The sequence below is a fragment of the Streptomyces sp. NBC_00670 genome, from assembly GCF_036226765.1.
Classification (GTDB): domain Bacteria; phylum Actinomycetota; class Actinomycetes; order Streptomycetales; family Streptomycetaceae; genus Streptomyces.
In genome coordinates this window covers 5,162,564-5,185,952 of record NZ_CP109017.1, presented here as the reverse complement: position 1 = coordinate 5,185,952, position 23,389 = coordinate 5,162,564, and the positions used below count along the sequence as shown (strand labels likewise).

At 72.1% G+C, this 23,389-nt stretch carries 17 protein-coding genes; 10 read left to right on the top strand and 7 right to left on the bottom strand.

The window, feature by feature from the left end; all coding sequences use genetic code 11:
* Positions 1 to 19: 19 nt before the first annotated feature.
* Complete coding sequence (locus tag OIE12_RS23175; protein WP_329138333.1) at positions 20 to 538, top strand: DUF1990 domain-containing protein; 519 nt, start codon at positions 20 to 22, stop codon at positions 536 to 538.
* 9 nt (positions 539 to 547) lie between these two features.
* Here the strand turns inward: OIE12_RS23175 and OIE12_RS23170 are convergent, their stop codons facing one another.
* Positions 548 to 1,144: a TetR/AcrR family transcriptional regulator gene (locus OIE12_RS23170; RefSeq protein WP_329138331.1), complete on the bottom strand. Its 597-nt coding sequence runs from the start codon at positions 1,142 to 1,144 to the stop codon at positions 548 to 550.
* A gap of 101 nt (positions 1,145 to 1,245) precedes the next feature.
* Between OIE12_RS23170 and OIE12_RS23165 the strand changes: the two genes are divergently transcribed.
* On the top strand, positions 1,246 to 2,124 hold the full coding sequence (locus OIE12_RS23165) for an oxidoreductase (RefSeq protein ID WP_329138330.1): 879 nt from the start codon (positions 1,246 to 1,248) through the stop codon (positions 2,122 to 2,124).
* Positions 2,125 to 2,208: 84 nt separating this feature from the next.
* Here the strand turns inward: OIE12_RS23165 and OIE12_RS23160 are convergent, their stop codons facing one another.
* Positions 2,209 to 4,839, bottom strand: a complete 2,631-nt coding sequence (locus tag OIE12_RS23160; protein ID WP_329138328.1) for a glycosyltransferase family 1 protein — start codon at positions 4,837 to 4,839, stop codon at positions 2,209 to 2,211.
* Between the two features lie 437 nt (positions 4,840 to 5,276).
* Between OIE12_RS23160 and OIE12_RS23155 the strand changes: the two genes are divergently transcribed.
* The 5 genes from OIE12_RS23155 to OIE12_RS23135 all read left to right on the top strand — a co-directional run bounded on the left by OIE12_RS23155 (position 5,277) and on the right by OIE12_RS23135 (position 14,463).
* Positions 5,277 to 7,529 carry an alpha-1,4-glucan--maltose-1-phosphate maltosyltransferase gene (locus tag OIE12_RS23155; RefSeq protein WP_329138325.1) on the top strand — a complete coding sequence of 751 codons (2,253 nt, stop codon included), beginning with the start codon at positions 5,277 to 5,279 and terminating at the stop codon, positions 7,527 to 7,529.
* A complete protein-coding gene (gene treS, locus OIE12_RS23150) occupies positions 7,526 to 9,226 on the top strand; it encodes a maltose alpha-D-glucosyltransferase (RefSeq protein WP_329138323.1) in 1,701 nt (566 codons plus the stop codon). The genes OIE12_RS23155 and treS overlap by 4 nt, the downstream gene beginning before the upstream one ends.
* Before the next feature lie 138 nt (positions 9,227 to 9,364).
* A complete protein-coding gene (locus OIE12_RS23145) occupies positions 9,365 to 10,864 on the top strand; it encodes a maltokinase N-terminal cap-like domain-containing protein (RefSeq protein ID WP_329138320.1) in 1,500 nt (499 codons plus the stop codon).
* 80 nt (positions 10,865 to 10,944) lie between these two features.
* A complete protein-coding gene (gene glgB, locus OIE12_RS23140) occupies positions 10,945 to 13,536 on the top strand; it encodes a 1,4-alpha-glucan branching enzyme (RefSeq protein ID WP_329138318.1) in 2,592 nt (863 codons plus the stop codon).
* 318 nt (positions 13,537 to 13,854) lie between these two features.
* Positions 13,855 to 14,463: a hypothetical protein gene (locus OIE12_RS23135; protein WP_329138316.1), complete on the top strand. Its 609-nt coding sequence runs from the start codon at positions 13,855 to 13,857 to the stop codon at positions 14,461 to 14,463.
* A gap of 10 nt (positions 14,464 to 14,473) precedes the next feature.
* Here OIE12_RS23135 and OIE12_RS23130 read toward each other — a convergent pair whose 3' ends face one another.
* On the bottom strand, positions 14,474 to 14,989 hold the full coding sequence (locus tag OIE12_RS23130) for a hypothetical protein (RefSeq protein ID WP_329138314.1): 516 nt from the start codon (positions 14,987 to 14,989) through the stop codon (positions 14,474 to 14,476).
* A gap of 132 nt (positions 14,990 to 15,121) precedes the next feature.
* Here OIE12_RS23130 and OIE12_RS23125 point away from each other — a divergent pair, with 132 nt between their 5' ends.
* On the top strand, positions 15,122 to 15,763 hold the full coding sequence (locus OIE12_RS23125; RefSeq protein WP_329142151.1) for a LysE family translocator: 642 nt from the start codon (positions 15,122 to 15,124) through the stop codon (positions 15,761 to 15,763).
* Between the two features lie 91 nt (positions 15,764 to 15,854).
* Here OIE12_RS23125 and OIE12_RS23120 read toward each other — a convergent pair whose 3' ends face one another.
* The 4 genes from OIE12_RS23120 to OIE12_RS23105 all read right to left on the bottom strand — a co-directional run bounded on the left by OIE12_RS23120 (position 15,855) and on the right by OIE12_RS23105 (position 20,555).
* Positions 15,855 to 18,086, bottom strand: a complete 2,232-nt coding sequence (locus OIE12_RS23120) for a HelD family protein (RefSeq protein ID WP_329138312.1) — start codon at positions 18,084 to 18,086, stop codon at positions 15,855 to 15,857.
* Between the two features lie 212 nt (positions 18,087 to 18,298).
* Positions 18,299 to 18,637 carry a thioredoxin family protein gene (locus tag OIE12_RS23115; protein WP_329138309.1) on the bottom strand — a complete coding sequence of 113 codons (339 nt, stop codon included), beginning with the start codon at positions 18,635 to 18,637 and terminating at the stop codon, positions 18,299 to 18,301.
* Positions 18,634 to 19,062 carry a MerR family transcriptional regulator gene (locus OIE12_RS23110; RefSeq protein WP_329138308.1) on the bottom strand — a complete coding sequence of 143 codons (429 nt, stop codon included), beginning with the start codon at positions 19,060 to 19,062 and terminating at the stop codon, positions 18,634 to 18,636. The genes OIE12_RS23115 and OIE12_RS23110 overlap by 4 nt, the downstream gene beginning before the upstream one ends.
* Positions 19,063 to 19,160: 98 nt before the next feature.
* Positions 19,161 to 20,555 carry a cation:dicarboxylate symporter family transporter gene (locus OIE12_RS23105; protein ID WP_329138306.1) on the bottom strand — a complete coding sequence of 465 codons (1,395 nt, stop codon included), beginning with the start codon at positions 20,553 to 20,555 and terminating at the stop codon, positions 19,161 to 19,163.
* Between the two features lie 144 nt (positions 20,556 to 20,699).
* Here OIE12_RS23105 and OIE12_RS23100 point away from each other — a divergent pair, with 144 nt between their 5' ends.
* Both OIE12_RS23100 and OIE12_RS23095 read left to right on the top strand, forming a co-directional pair.
* Entirely contained in the window at positions 20,700 to 22,397 is a 1,698-nt protein-coding gene (locus tag OIE12_RS23100) for a sensor histidine kinase (protein WP_329138304.1), read from the top strand.
* Positions 22,394 to 23,095: a response regulator gene (locus OIE12_RS23095; RefSeq protein WP_329138302.1), complete on the top strand. Its 702-nt coding sequence runs from the start codon at positions 22,394 to 22,396 to the stop codon at positions 23,093 to 23,095. The genes OIE12_RS23100 and OIE12_RS23095 overlap by 4 nt, the downstream gene beginning before the upstream one ends.
* Positions 23,096 to 23,389: the final 294 nt, after the last annotated feature.

Genomic DNA, 23,389 nt, shown 5'->3' with positions numbered 1-23,389 from the left:
GGCTCTACCCTTGGGCCCCATGTCGTTCACGTACGAGGATGTCGGCGCGACGCGGGAGCCCGAGCACTGCCCGCCCGGGTACCACCGTCTGCACGTGCGCTCGCGCGTCGGCGAGGGCGAGGGGGTGTTCCGCCGCGCCACCGAGGCGCTGTTCAGCTGGGAGATGCACCGGGCGGTGGGCGTCGGCATCAGCGACGGAACACCGGCGGCGGCACCCGGTGTCGACGTCACCGTCGTACTGGGCGGGCTGATCAAGGCGCCGTGCCGGGTGGTGTGGACGCTGGACGAGCCGCGCCGCCGGGGCTGGGCGTACGGCACCCTGCAGGGGCATCCGGAGCAGGGCGAGGAGTCGTTCGTGCTCGACCGCACCGGGGACGGCACGGTGTGGCTGACGGTGACGGCGTTCAGCCGGCCGGCGAAGTGGTACGCGCGGGCGGGCGGCCCGGCGGTACGGGGCCTTCAGCACGCGTACGCCCGCCGCTGCGGCGCGGTGCTGCGCCGGCTGACGGCGGCCGAGAACGAGGCGGGGCTGCTCTAGGGCCTGTCCTCACATTCCCGTCTGCTCCGCGGCGCCCGTGAAGAGGGCGACCGCGTCGGCGGCCAGGGAGTCCGCCAGGCCGACGGGTGCCCGGCCGGAGGTCACCAGTACGGCGATGCCCTGGAGCATGGCGACGAGGAGCAGGCGGAGCCGCTCGGGGTCGCCCGCCGGGAGCACCCCGGCGGCCTGCGCCTCGCGGATCACCTCGCCCACGGCGGCGAACAGCCGCAGGGCCCCCTCCCCCATCTCCACCGGCTCCCCGCCCTTCTTCTTCGCGAACATGACGTCCAGCAGGGCGCTGTCGCGCACCGCGAACCGTACGTACGCGACCGCCATCGCCCGCAGCCGGGTCTCGCGCTCCGGTCCGGCGTCCGCGACGGCGCCGAGCATCTCGTCGCCGAGCCGTACGAACCCCGCCTCCCCGAGGGCGTCGAGCAACGCCTGCCGGTCGGGGAAGTGGCGGCGCGGCGCGGCGTGGCTGACGCCCGCCCGGCGTGCGAGTTCCCGCAGCGACAGCCCATCGACGCCGTCCTCCCGCAGGGCGCGCTCGGCCTCGGCGAGCAGCGTGGTGCGCAGGTGGCCGTGGTGATAGGGGCGGGTCGTCATGGTCCGCAGTCTAACCACCGTGTTTGCACCGCCTACTTTTCCGCTCTCCGGCCCCTTGTTTCCATTGACTACATAAGTTTGCGACGCCTACATTGTTTGCCATGACTACATTCACTGTCCGGGACCTCCCCGATCTGGCCGACACCACCGCGATCGTCACGGGCGCGAGCAACGGCATCGGGCGGTCCGCCGCCCACGCGCTGGCGGCGGCCGGGGCCCATGTGGTCCTCGCGGTGCGCAGCGCCGAGCGGGGCAAGGCGGCCGCCGCGGGCATGCCGGGCACGACGGAGGTCCGGGTCCTCGACCTCGCCGACCTGTCCTCGGTGCACGCGTTCGCCGCGGGCTGGGACGGCCCCGTCGACCTGCTGCTCAACAACGCCGGGGCCTCGGCGCAGTCGCTGACCCGCACCGCCGACGGCTTCGAGCTGATGTTCGGCGTCAACCACCTCGGTCACTTCGCCCTGACCAACCTGCTGCTGCCGCACCTGACCGGCCGGGTGGTCACGGCCGCCTCGCAGGCCGAGCGGAGGGCCCGGCTGGACCTGGACGACCTCCACTGGGAGCGGCGGCCGTTCAAGACGCTCCGCGCCTACAACGACTCCAAGCTGGCCAACCTGCTGTTCACGGCGGAGCTCCAACGCCGGCTGACCGCCGCCGGCTCCCGGGTCCTGGCGCACGCGGCCCACCCCGGCCTGGTCGCGACCGGCCTCTACCCCAGCGGCGGACGCCGCCCGTCCGACCTCATGCTCGCGCTCACGCTCCGCCTGCTGGCCCAGAGCCGTGACCAGGGCGCGCTGCCGCTGCTCTACGCCGCCGTGGCCGACCTGCCCGGCGACAGCTTCGCCGGCCCCTCCCACCTCGCCCACATGCGCGGCGCGCCCCGGCTCATCCCCCGCTCGGCGACCGCGCAGGACCCGGCCCTCGCGGCCCGGCTCTGGGACGTCTCGGAGCACCTCACCGGTGTCTCGTTCCCGCTCTGAGACGCCCCCGCACGGCCGCGGGTCAGCCGGCCGGCGTCCCGTCGCTCGCCGCTCTGCAACTGGTCGGCGCCGACGGCTCACGGGTCACCGCATCAGCACCCCGGCCCCCTCCCCCGCGCCCTCCGGCGGCACCGCGAGCAGGCCGAGCTCGGTGGGCGAGGCCAGGAGCGGGTGGGAGGGGAGGATGCGGACCGTGTAGCCGAAGGGGCCCGCGCGGTCCAGGGAGAGCGGGCCCTCGTAGACCCAGCGGCCCTCCTCGCCGCCGCCCGCCGGTTTCAGCGGGACCACCGACGCGTCCGCGATACGGTCCTCCGCGTCGACGCGACCGGAGACGACCTGCACCTCGACGTCGTCCGGGGCCAGCTCGCCGAGGCCCACCCGGACCCGTACCCCGAGGGACGCGCCCAGCTCGGCCCGGTCCGCCCGGTCCGCCGCCGAGGACGTCTCGACGTGCTCGACCGTGACCCGCGACCAGGCGCCCCGCACCCGCGCCTTCCAGGCGGCCAGCTCGCGCGCCGCCTCCGGGGTGAGCGCCCGGTGGGCCCGGGCGGCGGGGGCGTACAGCCGCTCCACGTACTCCCGGACCATCCGCCCGGCCAGCACCTTCGGGCCGAGGTGGGTGAGGGTCTGGCGGACCATCTGGATCCAGCGGTCGGGCAGCCCGCCCCGGCCGCGCTCGTAGAAGCGGGGCGCGACCCGGTGCTCCAGCAGGTCGTACAGCGCCGCCGCCTCCAGCTCGTCGCGCCGGTCGTCGTCGGTGGCGGCGCCGTCCGCCGTGGGGATGGCCCAGCCGAAGTCGGGCTGGTACCACTCGTCCCACCAGCCGTCCAGGACGGACAGGTTGAGGCAGCCGTTGAGCGCGGCCTTCATCCCGCTGGTGCCGCACGCCTCCAGCGGCCGCAGCGGGTTGTTCAGCCACACGTCGCAGCCGGGGTAGAGCTTCTGCGCCATCGCCATGCCGTAGTCGGGCAGGAAGACGATGCGGTGCCGCACCCGGGGGTCGTCGGCGAACCTGACCAGCTCCTGGATCAGCCGCTTGCCGCCGTCGTCCGCCGGGTGCGCCTTGCCCGCGACGACGATCTGCACCGGCCGCTCCGGATGCAGCAGCAGCTCCATCAGCCGGTCCCGGTCGCGCAGCATCAGCGTGAGCCGCTTGTACGAGGGGACGCGGCGGGCGAAGCCGATGGTCAGCACGTCCGGGTCGAGGACGTCGTCGATCCAGCCGAGCTCGGCCGTGCCGGCGCCGCGCTGCCGCCAGGAGGCGCGCAGCCGCGTCCGCACCTCCAGCACCAGCTTCTCGCGCAGCACCCGGCGCAGCTCCCAGATGTCCTGGTCGGCGATGTCCGCGACCGAGTCCCAGCGGTCGGAGCCGCCGACGGTCATGGCGTCCTCGGCGCGCTGCGCCCCGATCTGCCGGGCGCCGAGCCGGACCACCTCGGGCGCCACCCAGGTCGGCGCGTGCACGCCGTTGGTGACGGAGGTGATCGGCACCTCCTCGGCGTCGAATCCCGGCCACAGTCCGGAGAACATCTCCCGGCTGACGTGGCCGTGCAGCAGCGAGACCCCGTTGGCCCGCTGGCCGAGACGCAGCCCCATCACGGCCATGTTGAACAGGTTGGGCTCGCCCCCGGCGTAGCTCTCCATCCCCAGGTGGAGGATGCGGTGGACGTCGATGCCGGGCAGTTCGGCGTCGGGGCCGAAGTGGCGGGCGACCAGTTCGCGGTCGAAGCGGTCGATGCCGGCCGGGACGGGGGTGTGCGTGGTGAACACCGTGCCCGCGCGGACGGCCTCCAGGGCGGCGTCGAAGTCGAGCCCGGCGTCGGACAGCTCGGCGATCCGCTCCAGGCCGAGGAACCCGGCGTGCCCCTCGTTGGTGTGGAAGACCTCCGGCGCGGGGTGGCCGGTGAGCCGGCAGTACGTGCGCACCGCGCGGACACCCCCTATGCCGAGCAGCATCTCCTGGAGCAGCCGGTGCTCGCTGCCGCCGCCGTAGAGCCGGTCGGTGACGTCGCGCTCGCCGAGGTCGTTCTCCTCGACGTCCGAGTCGAGCAGGAGCAGCGGGATCCTGCCGACCCGGGCCAGCCAGATCCGGGCGGTCAGCCGGCGCCCGCCGGGCAGCGCGAGGGTGACGTGGCACGGCGTGCCGTCCTCCTCGGTGAGCGGGGCGAGGGCCAGCTCGTGCGGGTCGAGCACCGGGTAGTGCTCCTGCTGCCAGCCGTCGCGGGAGAGGGACTGGCGGAAGTAGCCGTGCCGGTAGAGCAGGCCGACGCCGATCAGCGGGACGCCGAGGTCGCTGGCGGCCTTGAGATGGTCGCCGGCCAGGATGCCGAGGCCGCCGGAGTACTGCGGCAGCGCGGCCGTGATGCCGAACTCCGGCGAGAAGTAGGCGATCGCGGCCGGCAGCTCGGCCGACCGCTCCTGGCTCTGGTACCAGCGGTCGCCGCTCGTGTAGTCGGCGAGGTCGTCGGCGGCGGCGGACAGCCGGCGCAGGAACCGGCGGTCCCCGGCCAGTTCGGCAAGGCGCGCGGACGGGACGCTGCCCAGGAGCCGCACGGGGTCGCCGCCCGCGGCGGCCCACCGTTCGGGGTCCACGGACCGGAAGAGATCACGGGTCTCGGCCTGCCACGACCAGCGCAGATTACGGGCGAGGTCGCTCAGTGGCTTGAGGGCGTCGGGGAGTACGGGACGGACGGTGAACCTGCGGATGGCCTTCAAAAGTCCCACCTTCACCAGGGGCGTACGCGGCTTCGGGGCGCACTGTGCGTGCGTCCCTCGTCACTCACGACGGTAACGGCGCCGACGGCCGGGCAACCACGGCGCAAGGCGGCGCGTTGCGTCAGTACCGCGCACGGGGCGAAGAAAACACACCGGATACTCCGCCCCCACCTCCCCCTTCCGCCCCCCGGCCCGCGCCTGTGCGAGCCCGTCCGCGCCCGCCCGCGCCCGTCCATGCCCCGGCAAAATTCGGCCGCTTCTCGAACATGGCCGACTCGACCGGGTTTGAACGTAGACATACGCGTGAGTAGTTAACAAAGTGCCGGATTGCTCACCCGAACAGGGTGGGAAGGCTCCTCCGGTACGTCCCGCAGGCCCCGCACCACACACCACACCCGCCAGCCGCCCACCCACGTTCGCAGCGGACAGGAGCGGTCATGCCCGCCACGCACCACACGTCGGCAACCCCGACCACCGGTTCCCCCGGCCCCGCCGGCACCACCGGCCCCGGCACCACCACCGCCGGTCCACCGGGCCCGGGGGCATCCGCGCCGGGCGCCACGCCCGGGGCGGCCTCGGCGCACACCAGTTCGATATCCGGTTCGACGCCCGGGGCGAGTGCCGGTTCGGCACTCGGTTCGACTCCGACCTCGACCCCGTCGGCCGTCTCCCCGTCGGCCCCCGCCCCCGCCGCCCCCGTCGTCGGGCGCATCCCCGTCCTGGACGTGGCACCGGCCGTCCTCCGTGGCCGGCGGCCGGCCAAGGCGGTGGTGGACGAGGAGTTCGAGATCTCGGCCACCGTCTTCCGCGAGGGCCACGACGCCGTCGCCGCCAACGTCGTCCTCACGGACCCGGAGGGCCGCCCGGGCCCCTGGACCCCGATGCGCGAGCTCGCCCCCGGCACGGACCGCTGGGGCGCCCGGGTCGTGGTCCCGGCCGAGGGCCGCTGGACGTACCGGGTGGAGGCGTGGGGCGACCCCGTCTCCACCTGGCGGCACCACGCCGGGATCAAGGTGCCCGCGGGGCAGGACACCGAGCTGGTCCTGGAGGAGGGCGCCCGGCTGTACGAGCGGGCCGCCGGGGGTGTGCCGGAGGAGTACGCGCAGGCCAGGGCGGTACTGGAAGCCGCCGTGGCGGCCCTGCGCGACACCGGCCGTCCGCCCGCCTCCCGGCTCGCGGCGGCGCTCACCCCCGAGGTGGACCGGGTGCTGGCCCGCCACCCGCTGCGGGACCCGGTCAGCGCCTCGGAGGAACTCCCCCTCCAGGTGGAGCGGGAGCGGGCGCTCTACGGCTCCTGGTACGAGTTCTTCCCGCGCAGCGAGAACGGGGGCCTGGACCCGTCGGCGCACGGCACCTTCCGGACCGCTGCCGAGCGACTTCCGGCCATCGCGGACATGGGCTTCGACGTCGTCTACCTCCCGCCCATCCACCCCATCGGCACCACCTTCCGCAAGGGCCCCAACAACACCCTGTCGGCCGGCCCGGACGACGTGGGCGTGCCCTGGGCGATCGGCTCGCCCGAGGGCGGCCACGACGCCGTCAACCCGGCGCTCGGCACTCTCGACGACTTCGACGCGTTCGTCGCCCGGGCCGGGGAACTGGGCCTGGAGGTGGCCCTGGACTTCGCGTTGCAGTGCTCTCCCGACCACCCGTGGGTGGAGAAGCATCCGGAGTGGTTCCACCACCGCAGCGACGGTTCGATCGCGTACGCGGAGAACCCGCCGAAGAAGTACCAGGACATCTACCCGATCGCGTTCGACGCGGACATGGACGGCATCGTCGCGGAGACGGTACGGGTGCTGCGGCACTGGATGGCGCACGGGGTGCGGATCTTCCGGGTGGACAACCCGCACACCAAGCCGGTGGTGTTCTGGGAGCGGGTGATCGGCGAGATCAACGGCCGAGACCCGGACGTGATCTTCCTGGCGGAGGCGTTCACACGGCCCGCGATGATGCACACCCTGGGCGCCATCGGTTTCCAGCAGTCGTACACGTACTTCACCTGGCGCACCACCAAGGAGGAGCTGACGGAGTACCTCACCGAACTCTCCGGTGAGGCGGCCGCGTACATGCGGCCGAACTTCTTCGCCAACACTCCCGACATCCTGCACGCCTACCTCCAGCACGGCGGCCGCCCCGCCTTCGCCGTCCGCGCCATCCTGGCCGCGACCCTGTCCCCGACGTGGGGCATCTACAGCGGCTACGAACTGTGCGAGAACACCCCGCTGCGCCCGGGCAGCGAGGAGTACCTCGACTCCGAGAAGTACCAACTGCGGCCCCGCGACTGGGCCGCCGCCGAGCGCGAGGGCCGCAGCATCGCCGGGCTGATCACCGAGCTGAACGCGATACGCAGGCGCAGTCCGGCCCTCCGGCAACTGCGCGACCTGCACTTCCACCACGCCGACAAGGAAGAGGTCGTCGTCTATTCGAAACAGCGGGGATCGAACACGGTTCTGGTGGTCGTGAACCTGGACCCGTACCACACCCAGGAGGCGACGGTGTCGTTGGACATGCCGCACCTCGGCCTCGACTGGCACGAGGTGGTGCCGGTGCGCGACGAGCTCACCGGTGACACCTATTCCTGGGGCAGGGCCAACTATGTGCGACTGGAGCCGGGCGACAGGCCGGCACACGTGCTGACCGTCCTGCGACCGTCCTCACCGCAGATCGGAGGGTCACCCACACCATGATCGTCAACGAGCCCGTCCCGGACACCTTCGAGGACACCCCCGCCAAGGACCGGGACCCGGACTGGTTCAAACGCGCCGTCTTCTACGAAGTCCTGGTCCGCTCCTTCCAGGACAGCAACGGCGACGGCATCGGCGACCTCAAGGGGATCACCGCCAAACTCGACTACCTCCAGTGGCTCGGCATCGACTGCCTGTGGCTGCCGCCGTTCTTCAAGTCTCCACTGCGCGACGGCGGTTACGACGTCTCCGACTACACCGCCGTCCTCCCCGAGTTCGGGGACCTGGCGGACTTCGTCGAGTTCGTCGACGCGGCCCACCAGCGGGGCATGCGCGTGATCATCGACTTCGTCATGAACCACACGAGCGATCAGCATCCGTGGTTCCAGGAGTCCCGCAAGGACCCCGACGGCCCCTACGGCGACTACTACGTCTGGGCCGACGACGACAAGCAGTACCAGGACGCGCGGATCATCTTCGTCGACACCGAGGCCTCCAACTGGACCTTCGACCCGGTCCGCAAGCAGTACTACTGGCACCGGTTCTTCTCCCACCAGCCCGACCTGAACTACGAGAACCCGGCCGTGCAGGAGGAGATGATCTCCGCGCTGCGGTTCTGGCTGGACCTGGGGATCGACGGCTTCCGGCTCGACGCGGTGCCGTACCTCTACCAGGAGGAGGGCACCAACTGCGAGAACCTCCCGGCCACGCACGAGTTCCTCAAGCGGGTGCGCAAGGAGATCGACACGCACTACCCGGACACGGTGGTGCTGGCCGAGGCGAACCAGTGGCCGGAGGACGTGGTCGACTACTTCGGCGACTACAGCACCGGCGGCGACGAGTGCCACATGGCGTTCCACTTCCCCGTCATGCCCCGCATCTTCATGGCGGTGCGGCGCGAATCGCGCTACCCGGTGTCGGAGATCCTGGCGAAGACCCCGGAGATCCCCGCCAACTGCCAGTGGGGGATCTTCCTGCGCAACCACGACGAGCTGACCCTGGAGATGGTCACCGACGAGGAACGCGACTACATGTGGGCCGAGTACGCCAAGGACCCGCGGATGCGCGCCAACATCGGCATCCGCCGCCGCCTCGCGCCCCTCCTGGACAACGACCGCAACCAGATCGAACTGTTCACCGCGCTGCTGCTGTCCCTGCCCGGCTCGCCGATCCTCTACTACGGCGACGAGATCGGCATGGGCGACAACATCTGGCTCGGCGACCGCGACGCGGTGCGCACCCCCATGCAGTGGACACCCGACCGCAACGCGGGCTTCTCCTCCTGCGACCCCGGGCGGCTGTTCCTGCCCACGATCATGGACCCGGTCTACGGCTACCAGGTCACCAACGTCGAGGCGTCCATGTCCTCGCCGTCCTCCCTGCTGCACTGGACCCGGCGGATGATCGAGATCCGCAAGCAGAACCCCGCCTTCGGCCTCGGCTCCTACACCGAACTTCCCTCCTCCAACCCGGCCGTCCTGGCCTTCCTGCGCGAACACGGCGACGACCTCGTCCTGTGCGTGCACAACTTCTCCCGCTTCGCCCAGCCCACCGAACTCGACCTCCAGGCCTTCCAGGGACGCCACCCGGTGGAGCTGATCGGCGGGGTGCGTTTTCCGGCCATCGGACAGCTGCCGTATTTGTTGACGCTGGCGGGGCACGGGTTCTATTGGTTCCGGTTGCGGAGGGACGCCGGCTGAGCGTCGGACCGGGGGGTCCGTCGCGGGCCCACCGAACCGGTACACGCACGTGGCAGGCCCCGGCGGGGCGTTTCCCTCGTCCTGCCCGGGGCACGCAGTAGAGACGACCCCGACCACCCCGGGGAAAGGACGCACGCCATGTCGGAAGCCGTCACCCGTGCCGCCACCGTCACGACCAGCCCCGGCCTCCTCGCGTCCCTCGACCCGCTGCTGCGCGAGTGGCTGCCACGGCAGCGCTGGTTCGCGGGCAAGGGCCGCCCCGTCACCGGGTTCTCACTGGTCGCCGCCACCGAGTTGCTGCCCGTGGGCTCGCGTTTCGGCCTGCTCCACCTCATGGTCCGCGCCCACCAGCCCGCCGCCCAGGGTTCCCCGGCCCACCCCGGCGACTGCTACCAGCTCCTCATAGGCGTGCGCGAGGTGCTGCCGCCCCGGCTGGCACCCGCGCTGATCGGCCATGTGGAACGGGGCCCGCTCGCCGGACGGACCGTCTACGAGGCGCTGTACGACGCCCGCTGCGCGGAACTGCTCCTGGAGGCGATACGCACCCGGGCCCGCATCGGCGCGCTGCGCTTCGAGCGGGACGCGCACCAGGAGATACGCGAGGAGCTGGTGCCGCGGGTGGCGACCGCGGAGCAGTCGAACTCCTCGATCATCTATGGAGATACGTTCATCCTGAAGCTGCTCCGGCGCATCGTGCCGGGCATCAACCCCGATCTCGAACTGCCGCTCGCGCTGGCGCGTGAGCACTGTCCCCGGGTGCCGGCGCCGACGGGGTGGCTGCTGGCGGACCTGGCCGACGGGGTCCCGGCGGAGCGGTCCGGCTTCGCCGCCGGGGCGTCGGAGGGACGCGCCGACTTCGCCTCCGGGGCCGACCCCGCCGAGGGACCGTACGTCCTCGGCGTACTGCAACCCTTCGTGCAGGGCGCCTGTGACGGCTGGGAGCTGGCGCTGCGGGAGCTGGCCAAGGGCGAGGACTTCGCCGCCGAGGCGCGGGCGCTGGGCCGGGCCACCGCCGAGGTGCACACCGCGCTGGCCCGCGCGCTGCCCACCCTCACGCTGGGGCATCCGCAGATACGGCCGCTGGTCGACGGCATGACCGAGCGGCTGGAGGCGACCGCGCAGGCCGTCCCCGCGCTCCAGCCGTACGCCCCCGCGCTGCGCTCCGCCTTCGACGCGCTGGGCGACCTCGCCGCCGAGGGGCGCACCTGGACCGCGCAGCGCATCCACGGCGATCTGCACCTGGGGCAGTGCCTGCGGTCGGCGTCCGGGGCGTGGTCGCTGATCGACTTCGAGGGCGAGCCGTCCAAGCCGCTCACCGAGCGGCGGCTGCCGCAGCCGGTGGCCCGCGACATCGCCGGGATGCTGCGCTCCTTCGACTACGCCGCCCACTCCGTACCGTCCACCGAGCCGTCGGCCGCGCCGCGCGCCGCCGACTGGGCGGACGCCTGCCGGGCGGCGTACTGCACCGGGTACGGGGAGGTCGCGGGCGTCGACCCGCGCACCGAACCGGTGCTCCTGCGGGCCTACGAGACCGACAAGGCGGTCTACGAGGTCCTGTACGAGGCACGGCACCGACCGGACTGGCTGCCCGTACCGATGGCGGCGGTGCGCAGGCTGGCCGCCGACGCGTCGTCGTGACGCCGACCCGACGCCGCCGTGACGCCGCCGCTCTTCCCAACGACGCAACCGCCGCCGTACCCGCCGAGGAGGCCCCGCCCGTGACCCCCCGCTCTTCCTCCGACGACAGCACCCCCCAGAACGGCGCCACCGGAAGCCCGGCAGGCGGCGGCAAGAAGGCTGCCGCCGGGAAGAAGGCGGTGGGCAAGAAGGCGGTGAGCAAGAAGAAGGAGCCGGCCGCGAAGAAGGCGGCCGTGACGAAGAAGGCCGCCGTGGCGAAGTCGGCGGCGAAGAAGACCGTCGCGAAGAAGGCTGCGACGAAGAAGGCCGCAGCGGAAGAGGTCGCGGTGAAGAAGGCCGCGGTGAAGAAGGCCGCCGTCGCCAAGCCTCCGGCGAAGAAGCCGGTACCGGGGAAGAAGAAGCCGTCCGCACCCGCACCGGCACCGGCACAGGCACAGGAGCCGCAGCCCACCACCGCCCCCTCCCCCGTGCACGGCGAGGTGGCCGTCTCCCCCGCCGTGCACGCGGAGGACCGCGCGCGGCTGCTGGAGGGCACGCACCACGCGCCGCACTCCGTGCTCGGGGCGCACCCCGTCTCCGGCGGGGTGGTGTTCCGCGCGCTGCGCCCGTACGCGCGGGCCGTGACCGTGGTCACCGGGGAAGTGCGGGCCGAGCTCCACGACGACGGCGACGGCTTCTTCACCGGGGTCCTGCCCCTCCGTGACGTACCGGAGTACCGGCTGATCGTCGCGTACGAGGAGACGACGGTGGAGACGGAGGACGCCTACCGCTTCCTGCCCACGCTCGGCGAGTTCGACCTGCATCTGATCGGCGAGGGCCGGCACGAGGAGCTGTGGAAGGTGCTGGGCGCCGAGCCGATGACGCACCAGGGCGTGCGGGGCACCAGGTTCAGCGTGTGGGCGCCGAACGCGCGGGGCGTACGCGTGGCGGGGACCTTCAACTTCTGGGACGCCACCGCGTTCCCGATGCGTTCGCTCGGCTCCTCCGGGGTGTGGGAGCTGTTCGTGCCGGGGATCGGCGAGGGCGAGCTGTACAAGTTCGAGATCACGCGCCCGGACGGCTCGAGGACGCTGCGCGCCGACCCGCTGGCCCGTCGCACCGAGGTGCCGCCCGCCACGTCGTCGATCGTCACGGCCTCGCACCACGAGTGGGACGACGCGGAGTGGCTGGCGCGGCGCGGCGAACGCCCGGCGCACGAGGCCCCGTTCTCGGTGTACGAGGTCCATCTGCCGTCCTGGCGCCCGGGCCTCACGTACCGGCAGCTGGCCGAGCAGCTCCCCGCGTATGTCGCGGACCTCGGCTTCACGCACGTGGAGCTGCTGCCGGTGGCGGAGCACCCCTTCGGCGGCTCCTGGGGCTACCAGGTGACGGGCTTCTACGCGCCCACGGCCCGGCTCGGCACGCCCGACGACTTCAAGTACCTGATAGACGCGCTGCACCGGGCCGGGATAGGCGTCCTGATGGACTGGGTGCCGGCGCACTTCCCGCGCGACGCGTGGGCGCTGGCGGAGTTCGACGGCCGTCCGCTGTACGAACCGGCGGACCCGCTGCGGGCGGCCCACCCCGACTGGGGCACCCTCGAATTCGACTACGGCCGCAACGAAGTACGGAACTTCCTGGTCGCCAACGCCGTGTACTGGTGCGAGGAGTTCCACATCGACGGCCTGCGCGTGGACGCCGTCGCCTCCATGCTCTACCTGGACTACTCGCGCGAGCCGGGCCAGTGGACGCCGAACGAGCACGGCGGCCGGGAGAACCTGGACGCGGTGGCGTTCCTCCAGGAGATGAACGCGACGGTGTACCGCCGCTGCCCCGGCGTCGTGACGGTCGCCGAGGAGTCCACGGCGTGGGACGGCGTCACCCGGGCCACCCACCACCAGGGCCCGGGCGGCTTCGGCGGGCTCGGGTTCGGGCTGAAGTGGAACATGGGCTGGATGCACGACTCGCTGGACTACATGAGCCACGACCCGATCCACCGCAAGTACCACCACAACGAGATGACGTTCTCGATGGTGTACGCGTACAGCGAGAACTACGTGCTCCCCATCTCGCACGACGAGGTGGTGCACGGCAAGGGCTCGCTGGTGAGCAAGATGCCGGGCGACTGGTGGCAGCAGCGGGCCAACGAGCGGGCGTACCTGGCCTTCATGTGGGCCCACCCCGGAAAGCAACTGCTCTTCATGGGCCAGGAGTTCGCTCAGGGCGCCGAATGGTCGGAGGCGCACGGCCCCGACTGGTGGCTGCTCGACCCGGCGTACGGCGCGGAACCGGACCACCGCGGCGTGCGCGACCTGGTGCGCGACCTCAACACGGTCTACCGCGACACCCCGGCGCTGTGGGAACGGGACGCCTCCCCCGACGGCTTCTCCTGGGTGACGGGGGACGCGGCGGAGGACAACGTCTTCGCCTTCCTCCGCTACGACAAGGAGGGCACCCCCCTCCTCGCGGTCTCCCACTTCTCTCCCGTGACCCGCGAGAACTACCGCCTGGGCGTCCCGGAGGACGTCCCGGCCTGGCACGAGGCCCTGAACACGGACGCGCCCTCGTACGGCGGTTCCGGCGCCCAGAACCCCCACCCGGTGAAACCAACCCCCCACCCCTGGCACGGCCGCCCCGCCAGCCTGACCCTGACCCTGCCCCCACTGTCGACGGTGTGGCTGCGGCCGGCGTAAGACCTCGAACCGGCTTCCCGGGCTGCGATCGCCTTGGGCGCCATTCCCCCAGAGGGAATACGAGCGATATCCGCCGCAAATTCTCTTTAGTACCTCGTGTCGCCCAACGTACCGAATCGCAACCGTCAGCCGATCTCCGACACCACGGCGAGGGACACGGCCCGGCGGGGGCGTGTTCCCGGCCCGCCAGGACTCGCTCCACGGGCCTCTCGGACGGGTCGCCGGAGGTCACCTACCCAGTGATTACTGCGCAGTTGACCTCGGGGTTTCGTGGTAGCGTCCTCCCTCTGAGGGACACTGCAACCTGAAAGGGAAAGCGTGAACACGGAGAAGATCGCCGCTCGCCGCCTCTCGCTGGAAGAGGTGACGAAGCTCGGCGTGCAGGACAGGTTTTTCGTTTCCGCCGACACGGCAGAACTCAAGCTTCCCGACTGCTATGTCCCTGCTTTTCTGACCAAGCCCGGCGGGGATTTCGAGGGCGGCTCGATCACGGCGAGGACCGTGTTCCAGGAAGAGGTCTCCTGCCTTCCCGACGACGAGAACGAAGCCGGCGTCTACGTGGCCGACGAGAACGGCCCGGTGACCATCGAGGTCCTTCAGTCCGCCGGTGTCGTACTGGATCTGGCACTGTTCGTCCCCGGCGGGGACAAGGGTTCCCTCACCGCCCTCTACGCCGCGGCCCGGCAGGCGTTCGGCGCCGACATCGTGCAGATCTGGCGCCAGGGCCTCAAGGAGGTCCCCGACGTGAAGGTCGACATCTTCGAGGAGCAGATCCCCCGGGGCCGCAAGGCGAGCGACAGCCCCAAGCGTGACCGCCGCGCGATCGACACCTACCCCACCCGCGCGGACTTCATCGAGTTCTCCACGGGCTGGAAGCCGGTCGTCGAGATCCACCGGCCGGTCGTCGACGACACCCCGACCATCTGAGGCGGCGGCGTCACCCGTCCTCCAGGGCCGCGCGCGCGGCCGAGATGAAGTCGCCGGTCGTGGAGGAACGGGCTCGTAGAGCCCGGGCGCGGGACCCGGTGTCGGGGGACGGGCCCGTGGCGTGTACGTGGGCGCGGAACTCCTCGCCTATGCCGCGTACCACCGCCACCGCCCGCTCCGCGACGGGCTCGGGGCCCACCAGGCGGACGCGGACGCAGGCCTCGTCCAGTGCCCGGCGTGCGGCGAAGCCGGCTTCGGCGGCCGGTGGGGCGGCAGGTGACGTGGCCAGCCAGTGTTCGTCCAGCAGGCGGTAGGCGGCGTCGGCGCGGGTCAGGAAGCGTTCGTAGGCCTCGCGGCGGGTTTCCCTGTGGTCGGTCGCACGGCGCTCGGCGCGCTCCTCGCGCGCCAGGGCAGCCTGGTGCCGTAGCTGCCTGGCGGTCGTCCGGGCCGAGACCCAGCCCGCCAGCGCGGCGGCGGTGAGCGTGGACACGGAAGTGATCAGGGCTACGGCGACCGTGGAGTTCACGAGAGGCATTGTCCCGTGGGCCACGTCGAGCGCGGTCCTCGCCGTCCGCAGTCCCGCCGTCCCCCGTCCCCCGTCCGCGGTCCGGGAAATACCGTTGGAGCGGCGTGGCTTCCCCGTGCTTGCATGGGTGACATGGTGTCCGTCGACCATCTGCTCGCCTTCGCCGCCGTGTCGTTCCTGCTGATCGTGGTTCCCGGGCCGAGTGTGCTGTTCGTCGTCGGCAGGGCGTTGGCGCACGGGCGGCGCGTCGCGGTGGTCACGGTCGCCGGGAACACGTTCGGTGCCTATCTGCTCGTCGTGGCCGTGGCGTTCGGGGTCGGGGCGGTCGTGGAGCGCTCGGCCCTCGTCTTCACCGTCCTCAAGCTGGCGGGCGCCGCCTACCTCGTCCGTCTCGGCGTCAAGGCGTGGCGGGAGCGTGGTTCGCTGCGGGCCGCGGTCGCGGGCGTCGGGGCGGCCGCGCACGGCCGCCTGCGGACGTTCGGGGAAGGGTTCGCGGTCGGGGTGACCAACCCGAAGACCCTCGTGTTCTTCGCCGCCGTACTGCCGCAGTTCGTCGACCGGGAGCACGGTCATGTCATGGGGCAGATGCTGGCGCTCGGGCTGGTCTTCAACCTCATCGCCCTTGTCTCCGACACGGTGTGGGGGCTGGCCGCGGCCGGCGCCCGGGGCTGGTTCGGCCGTTCGCCGCGGCGGCTCTCCCTGGTCGGCGGTGCCGGTGGGCTGACCATGATCGGTCTCGGCGTCGCCCTCGCCGCGACCGGACGCAAGGATTGACGACGGGTTCGGCAAGGATTGCTGACGGGTTCGGCCCGGGAACGGGCCTGCCCGGCCGGCGTGGCGGCCGGCCGGGCAGGGGCCCAGTGCGTCAGGCGTTCGTCAGGCCCGCCGGCAGTTCTCCCGTGTGCACGATGCCCAGGCTCTGTGTCGCCCGGGTCAGGGCCACGTACAGGTCGCTCGTGCTGTAGGCGGACGGTTCGACGACCAGGACCGCGTCGAATTCCAGGCCCTTGGCGCCGCGCGGGTCCAGGAGGACGACCGTGTGGGTGAGGTCCGGCTCCGTGGCCGCCGTGACGTCGGGGAGGTGGGCGGCCAGCCTCCGGTGCAGGGCGCGCGGGGCGATCACCGCGAGGCGGCCCTCCTCGGGGGTCAGTTCGGCTGCCGCCTTGCCCACCGCTTCGGGCAGGTCACCGGCGCCCACCCGACGGATCCACGGCTTCGTTCCCGTGGCCCGTACCGACCTCGGCGGCTCGAAGGACGGGTCGGCCGCGCGGACGACCGCCGCCGCGAGCTCCATGATCTCGGCGGGCGTGCGGTAGTTGACGTCCAGCCGGGTGTGCTCCCAGCGGTCGCCGACGTACGGCTCGAGGATGCCGGACCAGTTGCCCACCCCCGCCTCCTCCGCCGTCTGCGCGGGGTCGCCGACCAGCGTCATCGCCCGGGTCGGGCTGCGCCGCATCAGCAACCGCCAGGCCATCGGCGACAGTTCCTGCGCCTCGTCGACGACGATGTGGCCGAACGCCCACGTCCGGTCGGCCGCGGCGCGCTCGGCGGCGCTGCGGTGGTCGTCCTCCTCCTGGCGCTCGGCGAAGCGCTCGGCGTCGATGATGTCGTGCGCGGAGAGCACCTCGGAGCTCTCGGGGTCGTCCTCCTCCTTGTCCTCGAACTCGTAGGTGCGGGAGGCGTACGACATGTCGAGCACGCCCTGCGCGTACGACACCTGCGCCGCGCGCTCGCGTTCGGCGCGGGCGCGGACCGCCCGGTCGTCCTCGCCGAGCAGTTCGGCCGCCTCGTCGAGGAGCGGCACGTCGGCGGGGGTCCAGGCGCGGGTGACGGGGCGGCGTACGGCGTCGGCGTCCTCGGCGGGGAGGTAGGCCTCGGGGGCGGCGAGGAAGTCCGCGACCAGGCGCTGCGGGGTCAGCACCGGCCACAGTTCGTCGATGGCGGACCACACCTGAGGGTTCTCGGCCAGTTCGTCGCGGATCTGGGTGATGTCGCTGGGGTCGAGGAGGTTGGTGCCGTCGTAGGGGTCGGTGCCGATGCGCTCCGCGACCATGTCGGTGAGCGTGTTGAGGATGTGGCCCTCGAAGTGTTCGCGGGCCGCGTTGTGCGGCAGCTTCGCCGCACGGGTGCGGTCGCGGGCGACCTGGACGAGTCCGGCGTCGAGCAGGAGCACGTCCCGGTCGTGCTCGATGGTGACGACGGGGTCGGGCAGCGCCTGCCGGTCGGCGACGGCCCGGGCGAGCGCGTCCGCCATCGCGAGGCCGCCCTTGACGGCGGCGGCACGAGCCGTGTCGACGGCCGTGGCCTTCACGCCGGGGAACAGCTCGCCGACCGTGGCGAGCAGGACGCCGGTCTCGCCGAGCGCGGGCAGCACCTCGCCGATGTAGCCGAGGAAGGCCGGGTTGGGGCCGACGATGAGGACGGCCCGGCGGGCGAGCAGCTCCCGGTGCTCGTAGAGCAGATAGGCGGCCCGGTGCAGGGCGACGGCCGTCTTGCCGGTGCCGGGGCCGCCCTCCACGACGAGGACGCCCTGGTGCGGGGCGCGGATGATGCGGTCCTGGTCGGCCTGGATGGTCCGCACGATGTCGCCCATCCGCCCGGTGCGGGCGGAGCCCAGCGCGGCGAGCAGTACGGCGTCACCCGTGGGGTCCTCGTGGCCGGTGCGCTCGGTGTCGGCGAGGTCGAGGATCTCGTCGTGCAGTTCGGTGACGCGGCGGCCGTCGGTGCCGATGTGCCGACGGCGGCGCAGGCCCATCGGGGTGTGGCCGGTGGCCAGGTAGAAGGGGCGGGCGACCGGGGCCCGCCAGTCGATGAGGACGGGCGTGCGCTCGGCATCGTCGGCGCGCAGCCCGAGGCGGCCGATGTGGTGGGCCTCACCGGAGGTGAGGTCGATGCGGCCGAAGCAGAGCGAGCCGTCGACGGCGTTGAGCGCGGCCAGCAGCCCGGAGCGTTCGGCGACGAGGATGTCCCGCTCCAGGCGGGCCTGCATGGGGGTGTGGCCCTGGGCGAGGGCGTCGTCGACGGCGGTCTCGGTGGCGCCCCGCAGCCGGTCCACGCGCGCGTACAGGTCGTCCATGAATTCCTGCTCACGGCGCATTTCCCGGTCGGTGAAATCCGCGTGCGCTTCCGTGCGTGATCCTGATTGCGATCCCGTGTTTGACAATTCCGCTCCCGGCCGGATATACTGAGGTCATCAATGCTTTCGCGACCCTTTTTTGGCGAAGTCGCGAACCATTGAATATACGCAGAGAAATCCCCCGGGCGCAATCGCCCGGGGGATTTTTTGTCCCGCCGCTCAGGCAGACATCATCACAACACGTCCGCGTCCGCGAGTTCCTCGCGCAACCGGCGCTCGGGGCGCGCCCCCACCATGGAGCGCACCGGCTCACCGTCGCGGAAGACCATGAAGGTCGGCATGGACAGCACCCGGTAGGCGTTGGTGGTTTCCGGGTTGGTGTCCACGTCGAGCTGCACGACCTTGAGCCGGCCGCTCTCCTCCTCGGCGAGTGCGCCCAGTACCGGGCCCATCTGGCGGCACGGGGGGCACCAGTCGGCGGTGAATTCCACGAGTACCGGCAGTTCCGCCTCGATGACCTGTTCCGTGAAGTCCGCGTCCGTCACCTCGGTGACGCCGGCTGCCTTGATCACGATGTCCGTCCTCCCAGTTCGCACACGGGTTCCGGGCCGCCCGGAACCTCTGCTTCGGCCGACAGCCGGTCGCGGGTCCGTTCGGCCCGTTCCAGTTCGCCGGCGACCTTTCGGCGTACGGCGCCGAGCTCGGCGATGAGGGTGTCGAGCTCGGCGAGTTTGCTGCGGTAGACGGCGAGTGAGGCGGGGCAGGCGTCGCCGGACGGGTGACCGGCGCGCAGGCACTCCACGAAGGGACGGGTCTCCTCCAGGTCGAACCCGAAGTCCTGGAGGGTTCTGATCTGGCGGAGGAGGGTGAGGTCGGTCTCGTCGTAGGTGCGGTAGCCGTTGTCGCCGCGGCGGGCGGGGAGCAGGCCGCGGGATTCGTAGTAGCGCAGGGTGCGGGTGGTGGTGCCGCTGCGTGCCGCGAGTTCGCCGATTCGCATGGGAGTGACGTTAATCGTTGACGTCGGCGTCAAGGCAAGGGAGTTCCCCGCGCCCCTGATCAGGGGCGCGAGGAACCGCGCGTCTTTTCGAGGTGCGCCTACGCCTTGGCCAGCTCCTTCTCGCCGTCCTCCCGCGGCTCCGCCGCGTCCGCCGCGTCCGCCGGCGCGGGGTCTCCGCTGTCGACGAGCAGGCGCTCGTCGAACGGGAGGTCGCCGGCCAGCACCCGGCCGACCCGCTCCTTGTCGACCTCCCCCGTCCACGTCCCGATCAGCAGCGTCGCCACCGCGTTCCCCGCGAAGTTCGTCAGCGCCCGCGCCTCGCTCATGAAGCGGTCGATGCCGACGATGAGGCCGACGCCGTCGACGAGCGCCGGCTTGTGGGACTGCAGGGCGCCCGCCAGCGTGGCCAGGCCCGCCCCGGTGACGCCCGCGGCGCCCTTGGACGCGACCATCATGAACAGCAGCAGGGTGATCTGCTGCCCGATGGACAGCGGCTGGTCCATCGCGTCGGCGATGAACAGCGACGCCATCGTCAGGTAGATCATCGTGCCGTCGAGGTTGAAGGAGTAGCCGGTCGGCACGGTGATGCCGACGACCGGCCGGCTCACGCCCAGGTGCTCCATCTTCGCGATGAGCCGCGGCAGCGCGGACTCCGACGAGGAGGTGGACAGGATCAGCAGGAACTCCCGGCCCAGGTACTTGAAGAGCTGGAAGATGTTCACCCCGGCGACCACCCGCACCATCGCGCCGAGCACGACGAAGACGAACAGCACACAGGTCGCGTAGAAGCCGAGCATGATCGTCGCGAGCGCCTTCAGCGCGTCCACGCCGGTCTCGCCGACGACGGCCGCCATCGCGCCGAACGCGCCGACCGGCGCCGCCCACATGATCATGGACAGGACGCGGAAGACCAGCCGCTGGATGTGCTCGATACCGCGCAGCACCGGCTGCCCGGCGTTGCCCAGGGCCTGGAGCGCGAATCCGACGAGCAGCGCGACCAGCAGCGTCTGGAGCACCTGACCCTCGGTGAACGCGGAGACCAGGCTGGTCGGGATGATGCCGAGGACGAAGTCCACGGGGCCCTCGGCCGCGGCCGCCGCCTGGTCGTGGCCGACGCCCTTGACCGCCTCGGTCAGGTGCATGCCGCTGCCGGGGTGGACGAGGTTGCCCACCACGAGGCCGATCGCCAGCGCGACGAACGACATCACGATGAAGTAGCCGAGCGCGAGCCCGCCGACCTTGCCGACCTTCGCCGCCTTGCGGACCGAGCCGACACCGAGCACGATCGTGCAGAAGATGATCGGCGAGATCATCATCTTGATCAGGTTGACGAAGCCGGTCCCGATCGGCTTCAGCTCCTTGGCGAAGTCCGGTGCGATGAACCCGACGGCGACGCCGAGCACCACCGCGGCGATCACCGCGAGGTAGAGGTAGTGGGTGCGGTCCCGCTTGCTGGCGGGTGCGGCAGGTGCCGTGTCGGGGGTGCTGGACACTGCTGCCCTCCTTTGACGACGTCGTCGGCATCACCGGCGTGCGGCTCACGTCCGGGGGATGCGGCGACTATCCCGCGGCGCTGTGAGGGCGGTCACGCTTCCGTTCATTTAGTTCACGCTTACACCGAGAGGCACACTGGCGGCATGCCCCTTCCAGCCACTCTCAACGGCGTGCTCGCCCGCCTTCCCAGGCCCCGCAGCCTGGCCGGGCAGCTCTTCGCCATGCAGGCGGTACTGGTCGCGGTGCTGGTCGGCGGCTACGCGCTCTTCACCTACCTCAGTGATCGGGATCAGGCCACGGAGGCGGCGACCCGGCAGGCGCTCGCCGTGACCCGCTCGGTCGCCGACTCCCCCTCGGTGCGGGCGGCGATCCGCACCCCGGACCCGTCGAGCACGCTCCAGCCGTACGCGCTGCGCGTCCAGCGGCACACCGGCGTGGACTTCGTGACGATCATGAATCCGCAGGCCATCCGCTGGACCCACCCCACCCCGGACCTGATCGGACGGAAGTTCGTCGGCAACACCGCCCCGGCGCTCGCGGGGCACACCTTCACCGAGACGTACAAGGGCACCCTCGGGCTGTCCGTACGGGCCGTCACCCCGATCCGGGACCACGGCGAGATCGTCGGCCTGGTCAGCGCCGGGATACGGGTGGAGGCGATCTCGCAGCGCATCCACGACCAGGTCACCGCGCTCGCCGGCGCGGCCGGCGGGGCGTTGGCACTGGGTGCCGTCGGCACCTATGTGATCAACGCGCGGCTGCGGCGCTCCACCCACGGGATGAACGCCGCCGAGCTGAGCCGGATGCACGACTACCACGAGGCGGCGCTGCACGCGGTGCGCGAGGGGCTGCTGATGCTGGACGGGCAGTACCGGGTGGCACTCATCAACGACGGCGGGCGGGAGCTGCTCGGGGTGCGCGGCGAGGTGGTGGGGCGGTCGGTGGCCGAGCTGGGGCTGCCGGCGCCGCTGACGGGGGTACTGCTGTCGTCGCAGCCACGGGTGGACGAGATCCATCTGACGGCCGACCGGGTGCTGGCGGTGAACACCTCCCCCGTCTCCGGCGGGGAGCGCCGGGGCACGGTGGTGACCCTGCGGGACGTCACCGAGCTGCAGTCGCTCATGGGCGAGCTGGACTCCGAGCGCGGCTTCACGCTGGCGCTGCGCTCGCAGGCGCACGAGGCGGCCAACCGGCTGCACACGGTGGTCTCGCTGATCGAGCTGGGCCGCGCGGAGGAGGCCGTCGACTTCGCCACCGCCGAGCTGGAGCTGGCCCAGGAACTGACCGACCAGGTCGTCGCCGCCGTCAGCGAGCCGGTGCTCGCCGCACTGCTGCTCGGCAAGGCGGCGCTGGCCAACGAGCGGGGCGTGGAGCTGGTGGTCAGCGAGGACAGCGGCATCGACGACGGGCTCCTGCCGCCGTCCCTGCCGCCCCGCGACCTGGTGACGATCCTCGGCAACCTGATCGACAACGCGGTCGACGCGGCGCAGGGCTCGGTGGGCGCGCGGGTGACCGTGACGGCACACACCGACGACACGGACGGACCCGCGCTGGTGCTGCGGGTCGCGGACACGGGGGCCGGGGTGGATCCGGAGCACGTGGAGACGGTGTTCCGGCGCGGCTGGTCGACCAAGCCGGCCGGTCCCGGCGGACGCGGCCTGGGGCTCGCCCTGGTGCGCCAGACCGTGCAGCGGCACGCGGGCCGGCTGTCGGTGGCACGGGCGGACGGGGGCGGGGCGGAGTTCGAGGCGCGGCTGCCGTTGCCTACGGTGGGGGCGGCCGCGGGGGCGGCCTCGGGGGCGCCTGGCGGTGCGGCTTCGGCGGGAGGTGAGGGCGCGTGACGGGCACGGCTGGGGTCGGCGGGGCCGAGGTGATCCGGGTGCTGGTCGTGGAGGACGATCCCGTCGCGGCGGACGCGCATGTGATGTACGTCGGACGGGTGCCGGGGTTCGTCGCGGTCGGGAAGGCGCACACCGGTGCGGAGGCGCGGCGCGCGCTGGACCGGATGCCGGTGGATCTGCTCCTGCTCGACCTCCACCTGCCGGACGTGCACGGGTTGCAGCTCGCCCGCTCGCTGCGGGCGGCGGGGCACCATGCGGACGTCATAGCGGTGACCTCCGCGCGGGATCTGGCGGTGGTGCGGGAGGGGGTGTCGCTGGGGGTGGTGCAGTACGTGCTGAAACCGTTCACCTTCGCGACGCTGCGGGACCGGTTGGTGCGGTACGCGGAGTTCCACGCGACGGTGGGCGAGGCGAGCGGGCAGGACGAGGTGGACCGCGCGCTGGCCGCGCTGCGCGCGCCGGGGCCGGCGGCGCTGCCGAAGGGGTTGAGCGGTCCGACGCTGGAGCGCGTCACGAAGACGTTGCGGGAGGCGGCGCCGGAGGGGCTCACCGCGGCGGGGCTCGCGGAGACGGTGGGGATCTCGCGGATCACGGCGCGGCGATACCTGGAACACCTGGTCGGCGCGGGCCGCGCCACCCGAAGCCCCCAGTACGGCCAAGTGGGCCGCCCGGAACTCATCTACCGCTGGACGCGGTAAGTCACCCCATGCGGAGGGCTCGGCCTACGGCCGGTTCTTCGGGTACGGGGGGGAAGGCGGCTTGTCGCGCCCACGCGGCGGAGCCGCCGATCGTTACAGTCCCGCGGACCTGGGTGGGGCTGGTGACTGCCGGTTCTTCGAGTGCGGGTGGATCGTGGTTGCTCGCGCAGTTCCCCGCGCCCCTAGGTGGGGGGTGGTGACTGCCGGTTTTTGGGCGCGGGTAAGTCGTGGCTGGACTGGTGCGCCCCGCTGGGGCGCGGGGAACTGCGCGGGCGACCGAGACGCACCCGCACC